Here is a 19,484-nt window from a genome sequence, read left to right on the forward strand (position 1 = left end):
AATCAGGTTTCCGTCGGCACCATTGCCAAGCGTTTTTAAGACTGACTGCGGAGGTTGTGGGTTTGAGGCCCACGGGGGTTAAAGGTTAACAACCTTGCTGCCGGCTCGCGGTCTGCGAGAACCTGACATCAAGGGCCAACAAGCCAGATGCAGGGCTGCCCTGGAAACTTCAAGCGAGAAATTTCAAGAACGGCCGAACGGCTGGCGTTCCTGCCACCACGACAATACCTGGGCAACCACTTCTTCAATGGTCATCTCGGAGCTGTCGAGCTGCAAAGAATCCTCGGCGGGCTTGAGCGGAGCGGTGGCGCGATTCATGTCGCGCGCGTCCCTTGCTTCAAGGTCTGCCAAAAGGGTGGACATATTAGCTGAAATTCCTTTGGAAATCAACTGTTTATATCGGCGCTCCGCGCGGCACTGGGCAGATGCCCACAAATAGACCTTGAGCGGAGCGTGGGGGAAGATGACCGTACCCATGTCGCGGCCATCGGCCACCAGCCCGGGCAGGGCCTGGAAGGAGAGCTGCAGATCCACCAGTGCGGTGCGCACGGCGGGCAGGGCCGAGACGCGCGAGGCGTTCATGCCGGCTTCTTCGCTGCGAATGGCCAGACTGATGTCCTCCTCGCCGAGCCAGACACGCTGCTGCGCATCGAAGCGCACGGGCATGTCCAGCGCCATTTCGGCAATGGTTTCCTCGTTCGATTCGTCAAGCGTCATGCCGGCACGCGATGCGGCCAGGCCGGTGATGCGATACAGCGCGCCGGAATCCAGCAGCTGGTAGCCCAGGGTCCTGGCGACTTCTGCGGCAATCGTGCCCTTGCCGGAGGCCGTGGGCCCGTCGATGCAGATCACGGGAATATGCTCGCGCTCGGCTTCGCTGACGGAGAACAGTGCCTCGAAATAGTCGGGAAAGGTCTTGGCCACGCATTTGGGGTCTTCGATGCGCACGGGCAGCTTGGCAGGGTTGAAGGCCGCCAGAGAGAAGCACATGGCGACACGGTGGTCGTCATAGGTGTGGATGCTGGCCGCTTTCCAGGCGGTCTTGCCGGCCGGGGGAGTGATGCGGATGTAATCCGCGCCTTCTTCCACGGAAGCACCCAGCTTGCGCAGCTCGATCGCCATGGCGGCAATACGGTCGGTTTCCTTGACGCGCCAACTGGCGATGTTGCGCAGCGTGGTCACGCCGTCTGCATACAGCGCCATGGTGCCCAGCGTCATGGCCGCATCGGGAATATGGTTGCAATCGAGGTCGATGGCCTTCAGAGGCCAGCTGCCACGGCTGACCTGCAGCCAGTTGGGGCCGCTTTCGATCTGTGCGCCCATGGCCTGGGCGGCCTCGATGAAGCGGATATCGCCCTGGATCGAGTCCTGGCCCACACCCAGAATGCGGATGCTCTTGGGCTGCGGCGCGTTGTCGGCATCCGCGTCATCGGTGGTGCCGGTGGCAATCGCGCCCAGTGCGATGAAATAGCTGGCGGAGGAGGCGTCAGCCTCCACATGGATGGCCCCCGGCGACTGGTAGCGGCTGCCTGCGGGGATCACGAAACGCTGCCAGCGGTCGTTCTTTACGGCAATGCCGAAGCGCGCCAGCAGCTCCAGCGTGATGTGGATATAGGGCCTGGAGATCAGCTCGCCCACCACCTCGATGGTGATGTCGCGCTCCTTGGCCAGCAGGGGCAGGGCCATCAGCAGCGAGGTCAGGAACTGGCTGGAGACATCGCCGCGCACCTTGATGGATTCGCTGCCCAGCTGGCTGAAGTCGGGCTGGCCGATCTTCAGGGGCGGAAAGCCTTCGTCCTTCAGATAGTCGATCTTGCAGCCCAGCTGGCGCAGCGCATCGACCAGGTCGCCGATAGGACGCTCGTACATGCGGGGCACGCCCGTCATCTCGAAGTCGCCGCCCAGCACCGACAGCGCCGCAGTCAGCGGGCGCATGGCCGTGCCGGCATTGCCCAGGAACAGCGTGGCCGCAGTGCCGGCGGGCAACTGACCCCCGATGCCGGTGACGTCAATCGCCTGGCCGGGTGTGACGGCATCGGGGCTGATGCTGCAGCCCAACTGCTTGAGTCCGGCCAGCATGACGCGGGTGTCGTCGGAATCGAGCAGATCGTGAATGGTGGTGGTGCCCTGGCTCAGCGCCGCCAGCAGCAGCACGCGATTGGAGATGCTTTTGGAGCCGGGCAGGCTGACGCTGCCGTTGGCGGAGTCCAGTGCGGGCAGGTCCAGAAATTCGGTGGTGAACATAAAACTCTCGTAACCCCCTGTGCAGCCTGGCTGCTTCGACACCCGGGCTGCGCGGCTGCCTCTGCCCGGTGTCTCTGGCGGTTGGGTGAATAGATCGACGCCGCTAGTTTAAGAGCCTCGCTTGCCGCCCATGCTCCATTCGGCGCGTGCGGCACTGGCCAGGGTCAGGCGGTCCTGCAGTCCCTGGCCGTCGTTGGCCTGCATCAGCCCTTCGAGCTGCTCCAGTGCCTGGCGAAACTGACGTGACTGGGCCAGCACCTGATCGCGGTTGGCCAGCAGCACATCGCGCCAGAGCTTGGGGTCGCCGGCGCCTATGCGCGTGAAATCGCGAAAGCCGGGTCCGGCCAGCGACAGCATATCGTCGGCACCAGGCTGGTTCAGCACGCTTTGCATCATGGCAAATGCCAGCAGATGGGGCAGGTGGCTGACGGTGGCGAGTGCGCTGTCATGGGCTTCGGGCGACATGGCCGTGACCTTGCATCCCAGGGCCTGCCACAGCGCCTGGGCCTTGGCCAGATGCGCTGTCAGCGTGCGCTCCGTAGGGGTCAGCACGACCTGGGCGCCCTGGTAGAGCTTGACATCGGCGTGCTCCACGCCGGCCACTTCCTTGCCGGTGATGGGGTGGGCGGGCACAAAGCTGCCGATCTGGTCGCGCAGCGCCGAACGTGCGGCCTGCACCACATCGACCTTGGTGGAGCCCACGTCCATGATCATCATCTGGGGCGTGACCAGATGCTTGATGGACTTGAGCGTGGCCTCGGTGGCCGCCACGGGCACGGCCAGCAGCACCAGATCGGCGCCGGCCGCCGCCAGCAGGGCGGAGGGCGCTTCCACGTCGATCACGCCCATCTGGCGCGCACGTTCGGTGGTCGAGGGCGATTTGCTGTAGCCCACCACGCGCTTGACCAGGCCTGCTTTCTTGAGTGCCAGCGCGAAGGAGCCGCCCATCAATCCGCAGCCGATCAAGCCGAGCTGCTCGAACGGCTGCAATTCCTGAGTCGCCATCACTTGCTCACCGGGTAGGTGCCCAGCACCTTGTAGAACGCGCACAGGCCCTGGAGCTCTTGCAGGGCGGCGGCCACATTGGCCTGGGCCGGGTGGCCTTCGATGTCGATGTAGAAGTAGTACTCCCATTGGCCGGTGCGGGCCGGGCGCGACTCGAAGCGCGTCATCGAGACGCCATGCTTCTTCAGTGGCACCAGCAGGTCATGCACGGCGCCGGCGGTGTTGGGCACCGAGACCACCAGGCTGGTGCAGTCGCTGCCGCTGGGCGCGGCCGTGGCCAGCGTGTGCGGCAGGCAGATGACGGCAAAACGCGTGCGGTTGTAGGCATCGTCCTGGATCGCGTGGCTGACGATGTGCAGGCCGAACTGCTGGGCTGCGCGCTCACCGGCAATGCCGGCCCAGTTGGGATGCAGGGCCGCCAGGCGTGCGCCTTCGGCATTGCTCTCCACGGGGCGGCGTTCGGCATGCGGCAGGTGCTTGGACAGCCAGCCCTGGCACTGGGCCAGAGCCTGGGGGTGGGCGGCCACAACCTCGATGCCGTCCAGCGTGTTGCTGGTGCGCATCAGATTGTGGCGGATCAGCATGCTGACTTCGCCCACCACATGGCAGGGCGTGTGCAGGAACATGTCCAGCGAGCGCGTGACCACGCCTTCGTTGGAGTTCTCCACGCCCACCACGCCGTACTGGGCGCTGCCGGCGGCCGTGGCGTGAAAGACTTCCTCGAAGCTGTTGCAGTACATCAGGTCGGCCGCGCCGCCGAAGTACTGGATCGCCGCTTCCTCGCAGAAGGTACCGGCCGGGCCGAGCACGGCCACGCGCTGGGGGGATTCCAGCGCCAGGCAGGCCGACATGATCTCGCGCCAGATGGCGGCCACATGCGCGCCCTTGAGCGGGCCGGGGTTGTTGGACTTGATCTTCTCGATCACCTGGGCCACGCGGTCCGGGCGGAAGAAGGCCGAGCCTTCCTTCTTCTTGAGCTCGCCCACCTGCTCGGCCACATGGGCGCGCTGGTTGACCAGCTCCAGCAACTGGCGGTCCAGGGAATCGATCTGGTTGCGCAGCGACAACAGCTCGGGGCTGGCTTGGGGTTCTTGGCTCATGAATCTCTCAAATTTCGTAGCTGCTGGCGCTTGTTGCACAAGGAATTCAAACCAATACCTTGGTGAAGTACTTGCAGATCAAGCGGTGGCAGCTCATCTTTTTACAAGGCTAAGGGTGGGGCTCAGGCCTGACGTTGCTCGAAGTCACGCATGTAGTCGACCAGCGCCTGCACGCCTGCTATGGGCATGGCGTTGTAGATACTGGCACGCATGCCGCCCACGGACTTGTGGCCCTTGAGCTGCAGCAGGCCGGCTTGCTTGGCGCCGGCCAGGAAGGCGTCGTTGCGCGACTCATCATGAAGGAAGAACGGAATGTTCATGCGCGAGCGGCAGTTCGCGGCCACCTTGTTCACGTAGAACGAGGACTGGTCCACATAGTCATAGAACAGCTTGGCCTTGGCGATGTTGCGCGCTTCCATGGCGGCCACGCCGCTGAGGCCGCCTTCGGTCTGGCGCTTGAGCCACTGGAAGGTCAGGCCGGCCATGTAGATGCCCCAGGTGGGAGGCGTGTTGTACATGCTGCCATTGTCGGCCACGGTTTTGTAATCAAACGCCGAGGGGCAGACGGGCAGGGCATGGCCCAGCAGGTCTTCGCGCACGATGACGATGGTCAGGCCGGCGGGGCCGATGTTCTTCTGCGCGCCGCCAAAGGCCAGACCCACGCGGCTCCAGTCGATGGAGCGCGAGGCCACATGCGAGGAGAAGTCTATGACCAGAGGTGCATCCGAGCCCAGGGCCTGGAGGTCGGGCAGCTCGTGGAACTCCACGCCGTGAATGGTCTCGTTGCTGCAGATATGCACATAGCTGGCGCCGCGGCTCAGATTCCAGCTGCTGGCGGCGGGAATGGTGGTGTAGTCGCTGTCCTTGGCGCTGGCGGCCACATTGGCATCGCTGGCGTACTTGGCGGCCTCCTTGGCCGACTTCTGGCTCCAGCTGCCGGTCACCACAAAGTCCACCACGCCGGCGCGCGACAGATTCATGGGCACGATGGCGTTTTCGGCAATGCCGCCGCCCTGCATGAAGAGGATCTTGAAATGCGCGGGCACGGCCAGCAGCTCGCGCAGATCGGCTTCGGCGGCTTCGTAAATGCTGATGAATTCCTTGCCGCGGTGGCTCATTTCCATCACCCCCATGCCGGAGCCGTGCCAGTCCAGCATTTCGGCGGCTGCGGTTTGCAGCACTTCTTCAGGGATGGCGGCGGGGCCTGCGGAGAAGTTAAAAGGGCGGTTCATCAGATTTACGCTCAAAACATGTGAAAGCGCTTGTCTGGCTTGCGCTTTCAGCTATCAAAACATTGGGCCACGGGCATGGGGCCATGCCCGTGGCGTCCGGTCCGTATCGGGGCAGCCGGGGCTGGCCGATCAGGAGGCGTCGCCGGACTCGGGCGCGCCTTCGGCGCCGGCGCTGCCGGAGTCATCGGCTTCGCCGTCCTCGCCGGCATTGTCGTTCGCATCATTTTCGACGATGCGCTGCAGGCCGATGAGCTTGGCACCTTCGTCCAGGTTGATCAGCGTCACGCCCTGTGTGGCGCGGCCCAGCTCGCGGATTTCCGCCACCCGGGTACGCACCAGCACGCCGGTGTCGGTAATCAGCATGATCTCGTCCTCGGGCGCCACCAGGGTGGCGGCCACAACCTTGCCGTTGCGCTCGGACTGCTGGATTGCAATCATGCCCTTGGTGCCGCGGCCGTGGCGCGTGTATTCGCTGATGGCCGTGCGCTTGCCGTAGCCGTTTTCGGTGGCAGTCAGCACGCTTTGCGAGCCGGCCACCACATTGCCCGTGCCGTCGTCGGCCTCGGCGACCAGCATGGCGATCACGTTCTGATGCTCCTCGATGTTCATGCCACGCACGCCGCGCGCATTGCGGCCCATGGGGCGCACATCGTTCTCGTCAAAGCGCACCGCCTTGCCGCCGTCGCTGAACAGCATCACATCATGCTTGCCGTCGGTCAGCGCAGCGCCGATCAGATAGTCGCCCTCGTCCAGGCCCACGGCAATGATGCCGGCCTTGCGCGGGTTGCTGAACTCGGTCAGCGCCGTCTTCTTGACGGTGCCCATGCTGGTGGCCATGAAGACGAAGTGATCTTCGGGGAAGCTGCGGTTTTCGCCGGTCAGCGGCAGCACCACGTTGATCTTCTCACCTTCCTGCAGCGGGAACATGTTGACGATGGGGCGACCGCGCGAGCCGCGCGAACCCGAGGGCACTTCCCAGACCTTGAGCCAGTACATGCGGCCGCGGTTGGAGAAGCACAGCAGATAGTCGTGCGTGTTGGCGATGAAGAGCTGGTCGATCCAGTCGTCTTCCTTGGTAGCCGTGGCTTGCTTGCCGCGGCCGCCGCGCTTTTGCGAGCGGTACTCGGACAGGGGCTGGCTCTTGATGTAGCCGGTGTGCGAGAGCGTCACCACCATGTCGGTGGGCGTGATCAGGTCTTCGGTGGACAGGTCCTGCGCGCTGTACTCCACGGTGGAGCGACGCTCGCCCTTCTTGGACTGACCGAACTCGGCCTTCACGGCGTTGAGTTCTTCGCCAATGATGATGGAGACGCGCTCGGGCTTGGCCAGGATGTCCAGCAGGTCTTCGATGACCGACATGACGTCCTTGTACTCGGCCACGATCTTGTCTTGCTCAAGGCCCGTCAGGCGTTGCAGGCGCATCTGCAGAATTTCCTGGGCCTGGGTCTCGGACAGGCGGTACAGGCCGTTTTGCTGCATACCGAATTCGACTTCCAGGCCCTCGGGGCGATAGTCGTCGGCATTGACCACGCCGCCGTCGGTGCGCGTGCGGGTGAGCATCTCGCGCACCAGCTTGCTGTCCCAGGATTTTTCCATCAGCGCGGCCTTGGCCACGGGAGGTGTGGGAGCGTTGCGGATGATGGCGATGAAGTCGTCGATATTGGCCAGTGCGACGGCCAGACCTTCCAGCACATGGCCGCGGTCGCGTGCCTTGCGCAGCTCGAACACGGTGCGGCGGGTCACCACTTCGCGGCGGTGCTCCAGGAAGACCTGGATCAGATCCTTCAGGTTGCAGAGCTTGGGCTGGCCGTTGACCAGGGCCACCATGTTCATGCCGAAGGTGTCTTGCAGCTGGGTCAGCTTGTAGAGGTTGTTGAGCACCACCTCGGGCACTTCGCCGCGCTTCAATTCGATCACCAGGCGCATGCCGGACTTGTCCGACTCGTCCTGGATATGGCTGATGCCCTCGATCTTCTTTTCGTGCACCAGCTCGGCCATGCGCTCCTGCAGCGTCTTCTTGTTGACCTGGTAGGGCAGCTCGTCAACGATGATGGACTGACGCTGGCCCTTGTCGATGTCCTCGAAGTGGCACTTGGCACGCATCACCACGCGGCCACGGCCGGTGCGATAGCCTTCCTTGACACCGTTGATGCCGTAGATGATGCCGGCCGTGGGGAAGTCGGGCGCGGGAATGATCTCCATCAGCTCGTCGATGGAAGCTTCGGGGTTCTGCAGCAAATGCAGGCAGCCGTCCACTACCTCATTGAGGTTGTGCGGCGGGATATTCGTGGCCATACCCACGGCAATACCGGAGGAGCCGTTGACCAGCAGGTTAGGCAGGCGGCTTGGCAGCACCAGCGGCTCCTGCTCGGAGCCGTCGTAGTTGGGGCCGAAGTCCACGGTCTCCTTGTCGATGTCGCCCAGCATTTCATGAGCGATCTTGGAGAGGCGGATTTCCGTGTAACGCATGGCGGCGGCGCTGTCACCGTCCACCGAGCCGAAGTTGCCCTGACCATCGACCAGCATGTGGCGCAGCGAGAAGTCCTGCGCCATACGCACGATGGTGTCGTAGACCGCGATGTCGCCGTGAGGGTGGTACTTACCGATGACGTCACCGACGATACGCGCCGACTTCTTATAGGGGCGGTTCCAGTCGTTATTGAGTTCGTGCATGGCGTACAGAACGCGGCGGTGCACGGGCTTGAGGCCATCACGCGCATCAGGAAGCGCCCGGCCCACGATCACGCTCATGGCGTAATCGAGATAACTGCGACGCATCTCCTCTTCAAGGCTGATGGGCAGAGTTTCTTTAGCAAACTGGGTCATGTCTAGTGATACTTTGACGGCTGGAAAACAGCCATTTTAGGTCGAATGGCGTGTGGCAGCAGAGCAACATAACTGAGGAATTACATAGCTGTCCTACTTGTTGGTGCCTAGTTGACAACACTCTTGCATGTTACGTATGGCACAATCATTTCAACGTTTTTGGTGATGGTCACTGATGACGTCCACAGATTCGCAGCCCTGCTGCGGCTTTTTCCCCAAGAGGAGAACCATGAAGAAACTGAACAAAGTGGCGATGTTGTTTGCCTCTGCTGCCCTCGTGACAGCCGCTGGCGCACAAGTGAAGGCTGCTGACGGTGGCAAGACTATCGACAACTGGCAAAACGGCACCAGCGAACTGGTGTGGAAGAACGGCACGAACGAACTGTGCTGGCGCGATGCCAACTGGACTCCTGCTACTGCCGCTGTTGATTGCGACGGTGCTCTGAAGGCCCAGGTTGCTGCTCCCGCTCCCGCCGTTGTGCCTCCCGCTCCTGTGGCTCCCCAGCCTGCAGTGGCATCTAAGGTTACCTACTCTGCTGACGCTTTCTTCGACTTCGACAAGTCCGTGCTGAAGCCCGCAGGCAAGGCTAAGCTGGATGACCTGACCGGCAAGATCAAGGACATCAACCTGGAAGTCATCATCGCCGTGGGTCACACTGACTCCATCGGTTCCGATGCTTACAACCAGAAGCTGTCGGTGCGTCGCGCTGAAGCTGTGAAGGCTTATCTGGTGTCCAAGGGCATCGAAAAGAGCCGCGTGTACACCGAAGGCAAGGGCAAGAAGCAACCCGTGGCAGACAACAAGACTGCTGCTGGTCGCGCTCAAAACCGTCGCGTGGAAATCGAAGTTGTGGGCACCAAGGCTGCTCAGTAATCTTTCGATTGCTACACAAAAGGCCCCGGTAACGGGGCTTTTTTTATGCCCGATCCATCGCGGTAATCGCGGACAATTGCACCATGAGCAACACTATCAATGCCGACCCGGCAGAACTGGAAAAATTCTCCAGCCTGGCCCATCGCTGGTGGGATCCCGAGAGTGAATTCAAGCCACTGCATCAGATCAACCCCCTGAGACTGGACTGGATCAACGCCCAGGCACCATTGGCGAACCAGCGTGTGCTGGATGTGGGCTGTGGCGGAGGCATTTTGGCGGACTCCATGGCGCGCAAAGGGGCCAAGGTGGTGGGTATCGATCTGGCAACCAAGGCTTTGCGCGTCGCGCAGTTGCATGCTCTGGAGGCGGGAACGCCCAATATTCAATACCATGAGGTCAGCGTCGAGCAACTGGCGCAGGAGCAGCCGGCCAGTTTTGATGTGGTGACCTGTATGGAAATGCTGGAGCATGTGCCCGATCCTGCGTCCATCGTGCGGGCATGTGCCCAACTGGCCAAGCCTGGCGGCTGGGTGTTTTTTTCCACCATCAATCGCAATGCCAAGGCTTTTGCGCTGGCGATCGTCGCTGCCGAATACCTGCTCAAGATGATTCCCAAAGGCACTCATGAGTATGCCAAGTTGCTGCGCCCAAGCGAGTTGGCCCGCTTTGTGCGCGAAGCCGGCCTGGATGTGCAAGGCAGCAAAGGCATGGAGCACAACCCGATCTCGGGCCGCTATTGGCTCAGCAATGACACCTCGGTCAATTACATGCTGGCAACACGCCGCCCGCAGGAGTGACAGCCATGTGGAAGCACGTTAGAGCCGTTCTTTTTGATCTGGATGGCACTTTGATCGACAGCGCTCCTGATCTGGGTGCTGCGGCGGACAAGATGCGTGTGGATCGCGGCATGCCGTCGCTGCCTCTCCATGCCTACCGCCATATGGCCGGGGCTGGGGCTCGTGGAATGCTGGGTATTGCGTTCGGCATGACGCCTGAGTCTGCAGGCTTTGCGGAAATGCGCGAGGAGTTCTTTCGCAATTACGAGCAATGCATGACCGAGCGCACCTATGCTTTTGATGGCGTGCCCGAGTTGATCCGGGCATTGGAAGCCGGCCCGTTGTTATGGGGGGTGGTGACCAACAAGTCCATGCGCTTCACCGACCCGTTGACTCGTCAGATGCCCTTGTTTGCCCAGGCTGCGGCCGTGGTGAGCGGGGACACGACGCCGCATGCCAAGCCTCACCCCGAGCCTCTGTTCGAAGCCGCACGACGCATGCAGATTGCTCCCGAGCACTGCATCTATGTCGGAGATGACGAGCGCGATATCCAGGCGGGCGCAGCAGCGGGCATGAAAACTGTAGCTGCACGCTATGGCTACCTGGGTGCAACAGCAGATACGGTTCATTGGGGGGCTGATGCACATATCAATTCACCGCTTGAGCTGTTAAAGTTGCTGGGATGAGGCTAGAATAGGAATTAAGGGGCTGTCCTGGTTTCGACGTGGGTTCGGGACCGGTGCGGTGCATGTCGAGCTTGAGTGACGCTCGTAAATCTCCATTCAAAAAACTAACTGCAAACGACGAACGTTTCGCACTCGCCGCTTAATCCGGTGAGCCTTGCAACAGCACGCTAGTGGGCTGGGCAAGGGGGTAGCAATACCTCCCGGCTGCAAGGGAATTTACATTAGCTGGCTGGATACCGGGCTTCTTGGTATTCGGCGAGATTTTAGGAAGCTGGCTACCCAGGCAGCGTGTGCCTGCGGGGTTTGGGTGGCAAGATTTAAAACAGAGCACTAAACATGTAGATCTGTCCGGCGAAGGCTTACGGACGCGGGTTCAATTCCCGCCAGCTCCACCACCATAACGTCCAAGGGCGTTCACTGAAGTCCAGTGAACGCCCTTTTTCTATGATAAATCAATGACTTGCCTTCCGTAATCGTCCGCCAAGGTTCGTGGGCATCCGAGGCAAAGTGGGGGTACAAGTGGGGGTACAACTCGCCAAAAGCCTATACTTTGGCTAAGTTGTACCCCCACTTTCAGGTCAAACCCAGCAACCATGCGGCCTGGCGGCCTATACGTTGTACCCCCACCCTGGGGCTGAGAGCGGGAATTTGTACCCCCACCTAGGAAGGCTGTACCCCATGCTGACCGATGCCCACTGCCGCAACGCCATCTGCCCACCTGATCGCAAGCAGGCGCGCTTCACCGATGCTGGCGGGCTGTACCTGCAAGTCAGCCCCAGCGGCTCCAAGCGCTGGTTCTACAAGTACCGTACCGACGGAAAAGAAAAGCAGCTTGCTTTGGGCAGTTACCCCGCCGTAGGGCTGACCGCAGCCCGCAAAGCGCGTGATGTTGCCAAGATGCAACGTGCGCAGGGCAGCGACCCTATCGAGGCCCACAAGCTGGAAAAGCTCAAAGGCGGGCTCGATCGCGGGGATAGCTTCCAGGCCGTGGCGCTGGACTGGCACGGCAAGCAGGTGGCCGGCTGGAGTGCCGGGCATGCTGAACGCACCTTGAGGCAGCTGGAGCGCGACCTGTTCTCGTGGCTGGGCCAGAGGCCCATGGCCGGCATCGAGCCCATGGAGCTGCTGTCCGTCTTGCAGAAGATCGAAGAGCGCGGCGCACTGGAGACGGCCGACCGGGCACTCATGCTGGCCCGCCAGATATGGCGCTACTGGCTACCCACCGCCAGCAACAGCCAGCGCGACATTACCGAAGGCCTGAAAAGCCGCCTCACCCCGTACCATGCAAAGAACTCTGCAGCCATCGTCGAGCCCCAGCGCTTTGGCGAGCTGCTGCGGACCATGCATGCCTACAAAGGCGGGCCGCTGGTGCGCACCGCCTTGCTGCTGGCACCCTTGCTGTACCAGCGCCCCGGCAATCTGCGCATGATGGAATGGGCCGAGCTGGATCTGGATGCCGGCCTGTGGACCATTCCCAGCGAAAAGATGAAGCGTACCAGGCAGGAGAAAGAAAACGGAGAGCCGCACGTGGTGCCCATGCCCGTGCAGGCGGTGGATCTGCTGCGAGAGCTGCACTCCCTCACAGGCCACGGCCGCTATGTGTTCCCCGGCCAGCGCAACCACGACCGCCCCATGTCCGACAACTCCGTGCGCAGCGCCGTCTATGGGCTGGGCTTCGGCACGGAGCAAAGCTGGCATGGCTTCAGAGCCAGCGCCCGCACCATGCTGGTGGATCAGCTGGATCTGGATCCGCTGGCCATCGAGGCCAACCTGGCCCATGCCGTGAAAGATGCCAACGGCCGCAGCTACAACCGCACCAAGTACCTGGCCAAGCGCTTTGATCTGGTTCAGGGGTGGGCTGATTACTTGGATCGTTTACGCGATGGCGTTAACGTGATCAAGCTTTCGCAAAAACAAAGCCAAATGACACACAGCCCAGTGCAATAAGCGCGGGCAGTGTGTCTTGCCTGTTCAAGATTTCGAATTCTGCTCGAATGTGGAGTAAATAGCGCACAAGATCGAAGGCCGCCACAGCACGCTACAGCACGCCACAGCGGGCTCCTCAAGGTCCATTGCTTCAGTATGCCAATACTGCCTACGCAGCGCTTGCTGCACCTCCTAGCCGCATCGCGATCTATCGATCGCCGCTTCATAACGGCCATCCGAGCATTGGCGCCGGCGACTGTCCACTGACGGGTTTTAGGTGAGCAGTGGATAGTGGCCGCCAGTTGCAGGTCGATAGGTTGCTGGAAGTCCGCTTTCACGGCTTATGAACAGGTGCTGCCGATCCATTGCAGCCGCTCATACCCTATGAAGCAGCGGTTGCTTTGCGCCGAGTTGGTAACGCCGGGATGCAATGAACTGAGAGATGTTGACCCGGTGATCTGATACCTATGCGCCAAGTCTACTGTTTGTCCCCATCCTCGTATATCACCGAGCTATGGCGTGCTGCCAGCCCGATTTTCCTTCGGAAGCCCACTCTGCAATTCATGCTGAACTTTCATGAAGAGCACGGGTTTAAATGAAGCCTGCGGATGATGGACTTGCTCAGGGTTGTGTGCCGCAGGAAATTTCAATCCAGCGATAACCCAGGCGAATTTTCTGTTGTGCTTGAAGTTTGCGCAGTTCGACGTTGACTTTTTGGCGAGACGCTCCAACGGCATGCGCGAGATCACCTTGAGAGATGAGAAGCACGACATTGCCGTGAGCAGGCTTTCCGTTTTCCGCTGCTATGCGTTGCAATGTCGCCCAAACTCTCGCATTGAGTGTCTCCTCCGCCCTGATAAAGATCATGTCGAACAATTCGTTCACGCGCAGACTTAGTGCACGTGCAACTGCCAAAGATGCCAGAGCATCGCTTGCCAAAACCTCGAGCAAGGGCTGACTTGGCAAGATTAGAAGTTCGACGTCTCCGGCTGCGACAAGGTCTACCGGCACAGGCGCATTTCCCAACACCGAACTGAAACCGCTGATTTCGCCTGGTTCCATCCAGCGCGTAAATTGCTCGGCCCCTGCTGCGGTGTAGCCCACAGAGCGCAGACGTCCTGACAACACCACCAGCACGTGATGTGCAGAGTCACCTCTTTTCTGTACGACTTGGCCGTCGTGAAACGTTCGCTTGATGCCAATGGCACGAAGCCGTTGCATAGAGGGCTCAGGGAAGTTCGCCAGCCAATCCACGCGATAACGGTCACCCGATAGACGCCTAGGGAAGTCGAGCTTGGTGTTCATCCGAACATTGTCACCTGAGGCGCAATTCAATTGACTGGTCGATTTTTAAATCCGTTTGCATACCGATTGTCGTAACGCTCTCTCCAACGGAACGGATTCCCATGATTCGAAAAAAACTGATCGCTCTCGCTATAGCTTCTGTATCGGCGCTATCCACTTCGGCTATGGCTCAGTCCACCGTCTTGCGCATACAGGACTATCCAGGCTTGGGCAACTTTCTAGTTCGTGTCGCCAATGCGAATGGACTCTGTGCAAAGCATGCCATCACGTGCGAATTGCGCAGCATTCCGCAGGCTCCGTTAGCAATGCAGACACTGCTGGCGGGAGATCTCGACGTCGCATTTACGCCTCCGGAGGTTCTTGTCCAGGCTGTGAACAAGGGAGTTGCAGTCAAAGCGATTGGCAGCGGAGCTAGCGGGCCCACATTCTTCCTCATGGCGGGAGCTGGCTTGGATACGCCCAATGCGGCCAAAGGATATCCGGTGGTCATGCAGGATTTCAAAGGCAAGAAAATCGGTGTTACAGCAAGAGGCAGCGCAGCCGAGTTCCAGTTGGTGAGCCTGCTCAAGGGGGCAGGCATGTCTGCCCAGGACGTCACGATTGTTGCGGTCGGCTCGCCCAACACAGCCTTTCCTGCGATCTCGCAGAAGCAGATTGATGGGCTGATGCTTTTCACCCCGATGGACGGCTTTTGCGAAGTGTCGCAGATCTGCCGGATAGTGGTTGATCCCCGCAAGGGGCAAGGTCCCAGTGATGTCCTGGAGACTAAAGGAGCCTCGATGCTGCAAGTCGTGCGTGATGAATTTCTTCAGAAGAATTCTAAGGCGATAGAGGGGTACCGAAGGGCCATGACTGAAGCGAGTGAGTTTGCGCAGAACCCCGCAAACTTTGCGGCGCTGCTCAAGATTGCGCAAGACACCTTCAAGATCAATGTTCCTAATGGAGACCAGATTCTTGAGGTCTCGCTGCGTAACTCTTTGCCCACTTTGCAATTTCCTGTAGACCCCAAGGCCTTCCAGGAAGCAGCGAGGTATATGCAACGTACAGGCCAGATCAGCAAGGTGGTGGACACCTCTACGCTGCTGGTGCAGTGAGCGGAGGCGATATGCCCATTCCCAACGCTCTTGCCTCCAGAGAGCCTGCGGTTGCCGTAGATGGCCTGCATTTGAGCTTCGGCGGCAACAAGCCTGTTCTGGCGGACATCTCTCTGAATATTGCCGAAGGCGAATTTGTCTCTCTCGTTGGCCCAAGTGGCTGCGGCAAGACAACCTTGCTCAATCTGTGTGCCGGCCTGGTCGAACACACGGGTTCCGGATCCATCAAAGTGATGGGTCGCCCTCCACGATGCGGTAATCCCCAAATCGGCTACATGCTCGCGCGCGATAGCCTCTTGCCGTGGTGCTCCGCCTTGGATAACGCCGCCTTTGGCTCGAAGATCAGAGGGCGAACCAAGGATCAAAGCCTTGAACGTGCACGAAAAACGCTCGCCGAGGTAGGCCTTGCAGAGCACGCCAATGTGTTGCCGAAAGCGCTTTCACACGGGATGCGTCAGCGTACTGCGCTCGCACGGACATTTGCATTGGATGCACCATTGCTCTTGATGGATGAACCATTTGGCGCACTTGATGCGCAAACCAAGTTGCAGCTTCAAGATTTGCTTCTGCGTCTCTGTCATCAGCACCGACAAACGGCTTTGTTCGTAACTCACGATTTGGCAGAGGCTGTCGCCGTTTCCGATCGCGTGATCGTGATGTCGTCCCAGCCAGGACGCATCATTGCAGACGTGCCGATTGACCTACCGCGACCTCGTTCAATTCGTGAATTGCAAAAGTCGCCACGTTTCCACGAACTCTTTGCGACTCTGTGGTCGCAGCTTGAATCGGGATGGGTACACCATGAAGGCTAATCGACTGCAATGGGTGCTCTGGCACATCGTTTTCATAGCCTTGATGCTGGGATTTGCCGAGATCGCCGCTTCGCGCAAATGGGTTGATCCGACATTTTTTGGCCAACCACGTGGAGTGTTGGCCTACCTTTGGGAAAACGTAAGAACAGCAAAGTTTTGGAGCGACCTGGGCTGGACTCTGACAGCGGTAGGCGCGTCTTTTGTGCTGGGCAGCCTGGCTGCATTCGCCGTTGGACTCATTTTTGTTCGATGGCCTGCGATCGAGAAGTTCGCCGACCCCTACTTCAACGCGCTCAATGTGATGCCACGCATTGCTCTGGCACCGCTGTTCATTCTGTGGTTCGGCCTTGGAATAGGCAGCAAGATTGCCGTTGGCTGCTCGCTCACCTTCTTCATCGTTCTCTCTGCGACTGTGGCCGGCATCCGCGGGGTAAGCCAGGACCACTTGACGCTATGCAGGACGTTGGGGGCGAAAGCCGGCACAACATTCTTCGAGGTCACCTTGCCTGGTGCGGTCCCCGTGATCTTTTCAGGCCTCAGGCTTGGGTTGATCTATGCCCTGCTCGGAGTTGTCGGTACCGAAATCATCGCAAGCGAAAAGGGCCTGGGCCAAACCTTGGCCTATCTCGGCTCCACCTTCGATATCAATGGCGTCATGGCTCTCCTGCTGGTACTCGCACTGCTAGGGGTTGGCATCGTGCGCTTCATGACCTGGCTCGAAAAACGCCTGCTGCACTGGCAGTAAGCAGTTCCCTCACTACCACCTGCTATTCCTGAAAGGAATTGAACATGGCTAATACCACACCCATGGAGTTGATCGATATTGCTAGCCGCTACAAGCACATACAGCCAGTTCCCAGAATGCCGAACTTCGCGGCTTGGATTGAAGGCGTTGACCTCACGACGCCTCTGACTGATGAAGTTAAGGCTGAACTTCGCCAGGCGTTGTTCGACTTCGAGGTCATCTTCTTTAAGCCGCAAACAATCACACCAGAGCAACACATCGCATTGGGACAGGTATTTGGACCGATCTCAAACGGCTCCTATTTTGACCGCAACGCGAATGCGCCCGAGATGGAAATGATCGTGTCCGACCGCGACCGACCGCCTGCCATCGACAACTGGCATACAGACATCAGCTGGAAACTCAACCCCCCATTGGGAACCGCGATACAGATCACAGTGACTCCTCCAGCAGGAGGAAACACTTGCTGGAGCAGCACCAGCAAGGCCTATGAATGGCTATCGCCCGGCATGCAGCAGTACTTGGAGGGGTTGAGTGCCGTACACACCTGGGAGCAATCAGGCTTTCGTGAATACCTTGGAAAAAAGGGAGATGAAGCGCTCATCGCTGCAATCCAGGCGGGCAAGCCTGTCACACATCCCGTGGTTCGAGTGAACCCTGACTCTGGCCGTAAATGCATATTCGTGAATGCCGACTTCACCCGAAACATCATTGGAGTCGACCGCCATGAAGCTCGTGGAGTCCTTCACTTTCTGCTTGGCTGGCTACAGAGACCAGAGTTCATGGTGCATCACCAGTGGGAAGCTGGCGGCATTGCGATATGGGACAACCGGAGCACGCAGCACTACGCCGTCGCGGATTATTGGCCCCATCACCGGGTAAACCAACGAGTCACCTTCGATACACCGTCTTCATTGATAGCTCCCCCAGGTTCAAGCGGCCTGAACTAGTCAGCACGGGCATCCGAAAAAGTCTTCCGAGCGCTTGATGCCCTCGGCTATGGCGTCTTGCTCGCTGATGCCCTGCAGGCGTTCCACGCGGACTCCAGTGATTTCCAGCCAAATGCGTCCCGCCTTCTTCGGCATGAGCAGACAAGGCGTGTATTTGACTCCGGAGGCTTTGTCGCTGCCGTCTTGATAGTCGGTTGTATAGACCAGCTCTTCGTTGCCGCAGACAGTGGGAGCGCGGGCGAATGTCTCGCGCACATAGATGCGGTCACCAGGTTGGCGCGTTGCTCCTTCGCTGGTTCGGTTAGTGCATCGATGCGGCCGTCTGGCAGCCAAAGATGGCGGTCGCTGCTGTAGGCTGCATTACCATGCCTTGGTACAGAGCTGGCTGTGGCTTCGCCAGTCGCTCAGGATGGCGCGCACCAAGGGTGCATTGAACATCAAGCCGGAGGCTCCAAAAGAGAAAACCCGCCGAGTGGCTGGTGTGTGGGGTGGATGCAGATTTCAGTGACTGCCAGGACAGGTGGCCGGTGATGCCATAAGCCTTGCGCTGAATTGGATTGGGGCGCGATCCTTCAGGGCTGATGGCAATCCTTGCCCCCAGGCCGTCCAGTGAGCAGAGTGCACCTTGCAGGTCCATGCCAGGCTCAGGTCCCGGAAACTGGAACTTCTGGCCGCAGTCGGTGCAATCGATGCGGATCTCGGCGTTGAAGCCAGTGATCGCGCCGCCTGGCTTATCCTCCAGGCGCGCAACACCAACTGATGTCGCTAAGCTCATGTGAGCGCATGTCACGGAAATCAAGAATAGTGAGATGGGTGCTGCTAATAATGGGACACCGCCATGTAGGCGGTGGCTCAAGGTGGCGCGGTGAGGATTTTAAGTATGAAGATTAAAAAAGAAGACTTGGCAAAATGGGAAACAGATAAGCCGGAATTAATGGTTGAGCCACTCTTTCTAAAGAAGAGAATCTCTGATTTAGAAAAGGCGTTGTTGATTCGCTTGCCAGATGAATATTTGGATTATATCCATCTGGTTGCCGATCAAGCATGTAGCCCACTGGATGAATTGGATAATTTTATAGCAATATATTATGGAATAACGAGGGTGGCTGTTATGGCTACCTTGTCTTCTACAGATAGAGTAGTGAGCTCAACCAAATTATTGCAGGAGTCAGTGTATGATCACCGATCATTGCTACCTAATGGCTTAATTGCAATTGGTTCAGAATACGATGATGATGGCGACGCATATATTATTTATGATGTGAGGCCTGAATCTCCCACCTACAGAAATATATTTCATTGGAGATACTATGTAGATAATTTAATTGTGGGAGATGGATTGGGATTGTTGGCTCTATCGTTAAGAGATTTTTTACATAAACCGGCATTGGAAAGTGAGCTCTAATTTATTGGGCTTTGTTGCATAAATAGGCCCCCTGAGTCGAATAGCCTCGGGCGATGAATCAGTATTCGTCAACCAAGCCCCGCTACAGCAGCACCAGCCGGGCGCAATACAAAGCTGCACCCAAGGCTAGGGGCTCCGTGATCATCCGTCAACGTCTGCAACGATCGAGCGCTGATCGCAGTCTTTCAGGTACTCGCTGAATGCAACTGCTTCAGAGGCGGGTACATTGGCTGCCGGGATCTCCTGCACGGCCTCTGACAACACGCCACCGTAGTGAGCGAGTGGGTTCTTATCTTGCATATTGGTGGCTCCCTGAATGAGAAAATCTCGCGATGGCGGGCTGGGGTGTTGTGGTGAAATCTGTCCGCAGTGCGTTGGGTTTGTTGACGCGGGTGCTTTATTTCATGTGCGCTGCACTTGCCTAGGGAGAGGAAGATGGGCAATCGTGAAGTAGATGGCTTTCATATATGGGCTGAAGCCAGTCAGCAGGGTGGCGAGTTGGCT

General features: G+C 59.2%; 18 protein-coding genes and 1 other RNA gene. 10 read left to right on the top strand and 9 right to left on the bottom strand.

Translation table 11 applies throughout. From position 1 onward, the window contains the following. Positions 1–183: 183 nt before the first annotated feature. From F0P97_RS07935 to gyrA, 5 genes are all read right to left on the bottom strand, one after another. Positions 184–2,244 carry a bifunctional 3-phosphoshikimate 1-carboxyvinyltransferase/cytidylate kinase gene (locus F0P97_RS07935; protein WP_182286329.1) on the bottom strand — a complete coding sequence of 687 codons (2,061 nt, stop codon included), beginning with the start codon at positions 2,242–2,244 and terminating at the stop codon, positions 184–186. Between the two features lie 108 nt (positions 2,245–2,352). After that, entirely contained in the window at positions 2,353–3,249 is an 897-nt protein-coding gene (locus tag F0P97_RS07940; protein ID WP_182286330.1) for a prephenate dehydrogenase, read from the bottom strand. Then, positions 3,249–4,349, bottom strand: coding sequence for a prephenate dehydratase (gene pheA / locus F0P97_RS07945; protein ID WP_003067663.1), 1,101 nt, complete (start codon positions 4,347–4,349; stop codon positions 3,249–3,251). Before pheA ends, F0P97_RS07940 begins: the two co-directional genes overlap by 1 nt. Before the next feature lie 122 nt (positions 4,350–4,471). Beyond that, complete coding sequence (gene serC / locus F0P97_RS07950) at positions 4,472–5,581, bottom strand: 3-phosphoserine/phosphohydroxythreonine transaminase (protein WP_003067662.1); 1,110 nt, start codon at positions 5,579–5,581, stop codon at positions 4,472–4,474. A 129-nt stretch (positions 5,582–5,710) separates the two neighbouring features. Beyond that, positions 5,711–8,407: a DNA gyrase subunit A gene (gene gyrA, locus F0P97_RS07955; protein WP_182286331.1), complete on the bottom strand. Its 2,697-nt coding sequence runs from the start codon at positions 8,405–8,407 to the stop codon at positions 5,711–5,713. A gap of 229 nt (positions 8,408–8,636) precedes the next feature. Between gyrA and ompA the strand changes: the two genes are divergently transcribed. The 5 genes from ompA to F0P97_RS07980 all read left to right on the top strand — a co-directional run bounded on the left by ompA (position 8,637) and on the right by F0P97_RS07980 (position 12,690). Next, entirely contained in the window at positions 8,637–9,281 is a 645-nt protein-coding gene (gene ompA / locus F0P97_RS07960) for an outer membrane protein OmpA (protein WP_003077020.1), read from the top strand. A gap of 83 nt (positions 9,282–9,364) precedes the next feature. Continuing rightward, entirely contained in the window at positions 9,365–10,078 is a 714-nt protein-coding gene (gene ubiG, locus F0P97_RS07965; protein WP_182286332.1) for a bifunctional 2-polyprenyl-6-hydroxyphenol methylase/3-demethylubiquinol 3-O-methyltransferase UbiG, read from the top strand. A gap of 5 nt (positions 10,079–10,083) precedes the next feature. After that, complete coding sequence (locus F0P97_RS07970) at positions 10,084–10,743, top strand: HAD-IA family hydrolase (protein ID WP_053284513.1); 660 nt, start codon at positions 10,084–10,086, stop codon at positions 10,741–10,743. 18 nt (positions 10,744–10,761) lie between these two features. Beyond that, positions 10,762–11,138, top strand: a transfer-messenger RNA (tmRNA) gene (ssrA, locus tag F0P97_RS07975). Positions 11,139–11,421: 283 nt separating this feature from the next. Then, the gene (locus F0P97_RS07980; RefSeq protein ID WP_182286334.1) at positions 11,422–12,690 is read left to right on the top strand and encodes a tyrosine-type recombinase/integrase; all 1,269 of its coding nucleotides are present in this window, start codon (positions 11,422–11,424) and stop codon (positions 12,688–12,690) included. A gap of 600 nt (positions 12,691–13,290) precedes the next feature. On the opposite strand, the gene F0P97_RS07985 is transcribed toward F0P97_RS07980, so the two are convergent. Next, positions 13,291–13,974, bottom strand: coding sequence for a Crp/Fnr family transcriptional regulator (locus F0P97_RS07985; protein WP_182286336.1), 684 nt, complete (start codon positions 13,972–13,974; stop codon positions 13,291–13,293). Between the two features lie 101 nt (positions 13,975–14,075). On the opposite strand from F0P97_RS07985, the gene F0P97_RS07990 reads away from it, so the two are divergent. The 4 genes from F0P97_RS07990 to F0P97_RS08005 are packed head-to-tail and all read left to right on the top strand — an operon-like array spanning position 14,076 to position 17,575. Next, a complete protein-coding gene (locus F0P97_RS07990) occupies positions 14,076–15,068 on the top strand; it encodes an ABC transporter substrate-binding protein (protein WP_182286337.1) in 993 nt (330 codons plus the stop codon). Positions 15,069–15,079: 11 nt separating this feature from the next. After that, positions 15,080–15,880, top strand: coding sequence for an ABC transporter ATP-binding protein (locus tag F0P97_RS07995; protein ID WP_182286338.1), 801 nt, complete (start codon positions 15,080–15,082; stop codon positions 15,878–15,880). Next, positions 15,870–16,625: an ABC transporter permease gene (locus tag F0P97_RS08000; RefSeq protein WP_182286339.1), complete on the top strand. Its 756-nt coding sequence runs from the start codon at positions 15,870–15,872 to the stop codon at positions 16,623–16,625. The genes F0P97_RS07995 and F0P97_RS08000 overlap by 11 nt, the downstream gene beginning before the upstream one ends. A gap of 44 nt (positions 16,626–16,669) precedes the next feature. Further along, positions 16,670–17,575 (top strand): TauD/TfdA dioxygenase family protein, encoded by a 906-nt coding sequence (locus F0P97_RS08005; protein WP_182286340.1) that lies wholly within the window; start codon positions 16,670–16,672, stop codon positions 17,573–17,575. Here the strand turns inward: F0P97_RS08005 and F0P97_RS08010 are convergent, their stop codons facing one another. Both F0P97_RS08010 and F0P97_RS08015 read right to left on the bottom strand, forming a co-directional pair. After that, positions 17,576–17,830: a hypothetical protein gene (locus tag F0P97_RS08010; protein WP_182286341.1), complete on the bottom strand. Its 255-nt coding sequence runs from the start codon at positions 17,828–17,830 to the stop codon at positions 17,576–17,578. 46 nt (positions 17,831–17,876) lie between these two features. Then, positions 17,877–18,350, bottom strand: coding sequence for a hypothetical protein (locus F0P97_RS08015; protein ID WP_182286342.1), 474 nt, complete (start codon positions 18,348–18,350; stop codon positions 17,877–17,879). Positions 18,351–18,455: 105 nt separating this feature from the next. Between F0P97_RS08015 and F0P97_RS08020 the strand changes: the two genes are divergently transcribed. Beyond that, a complete protein-coding gene (locus F0P97_RS08020; RefSeq protein WP_182286343.1) occupies positions 18,456–18,980 on the top strand; it encodes an SMI1/KNR4 family protein in 525 nt (174 codons plus the stop codon). A 141-nt stretch (positions 18,981–19,121) separates the two neighbouring features. Here F0P97_RS08020 and F0P97_RS08025 read toward each other — a convergent pair whose 3' ends face one another. Next, the gene (locus tag F0P97_RS08025; protein WP_182286344.1) at positions 19,122–19,280 is read right to left on the bottom strand and encodes a hypothetical protein; all 159 of its coding nucleotides are present in this window, start codon (positions 19,278–19,280) and stop codon (positions 19,122–19,124) included. Positions 19,281–19,484 lie beyond the last annotated feature (204 nt).

The organism is Comamonas testosteroni (genome assembly GCF_014076415.1).
Classification (GTDB): Bacteria; Pseudomonadota; Gammaproteobacteria; order Burkholderiales; family Burkholderiaceae_C; genus Comamonas; species Comamonas testosteroni_F.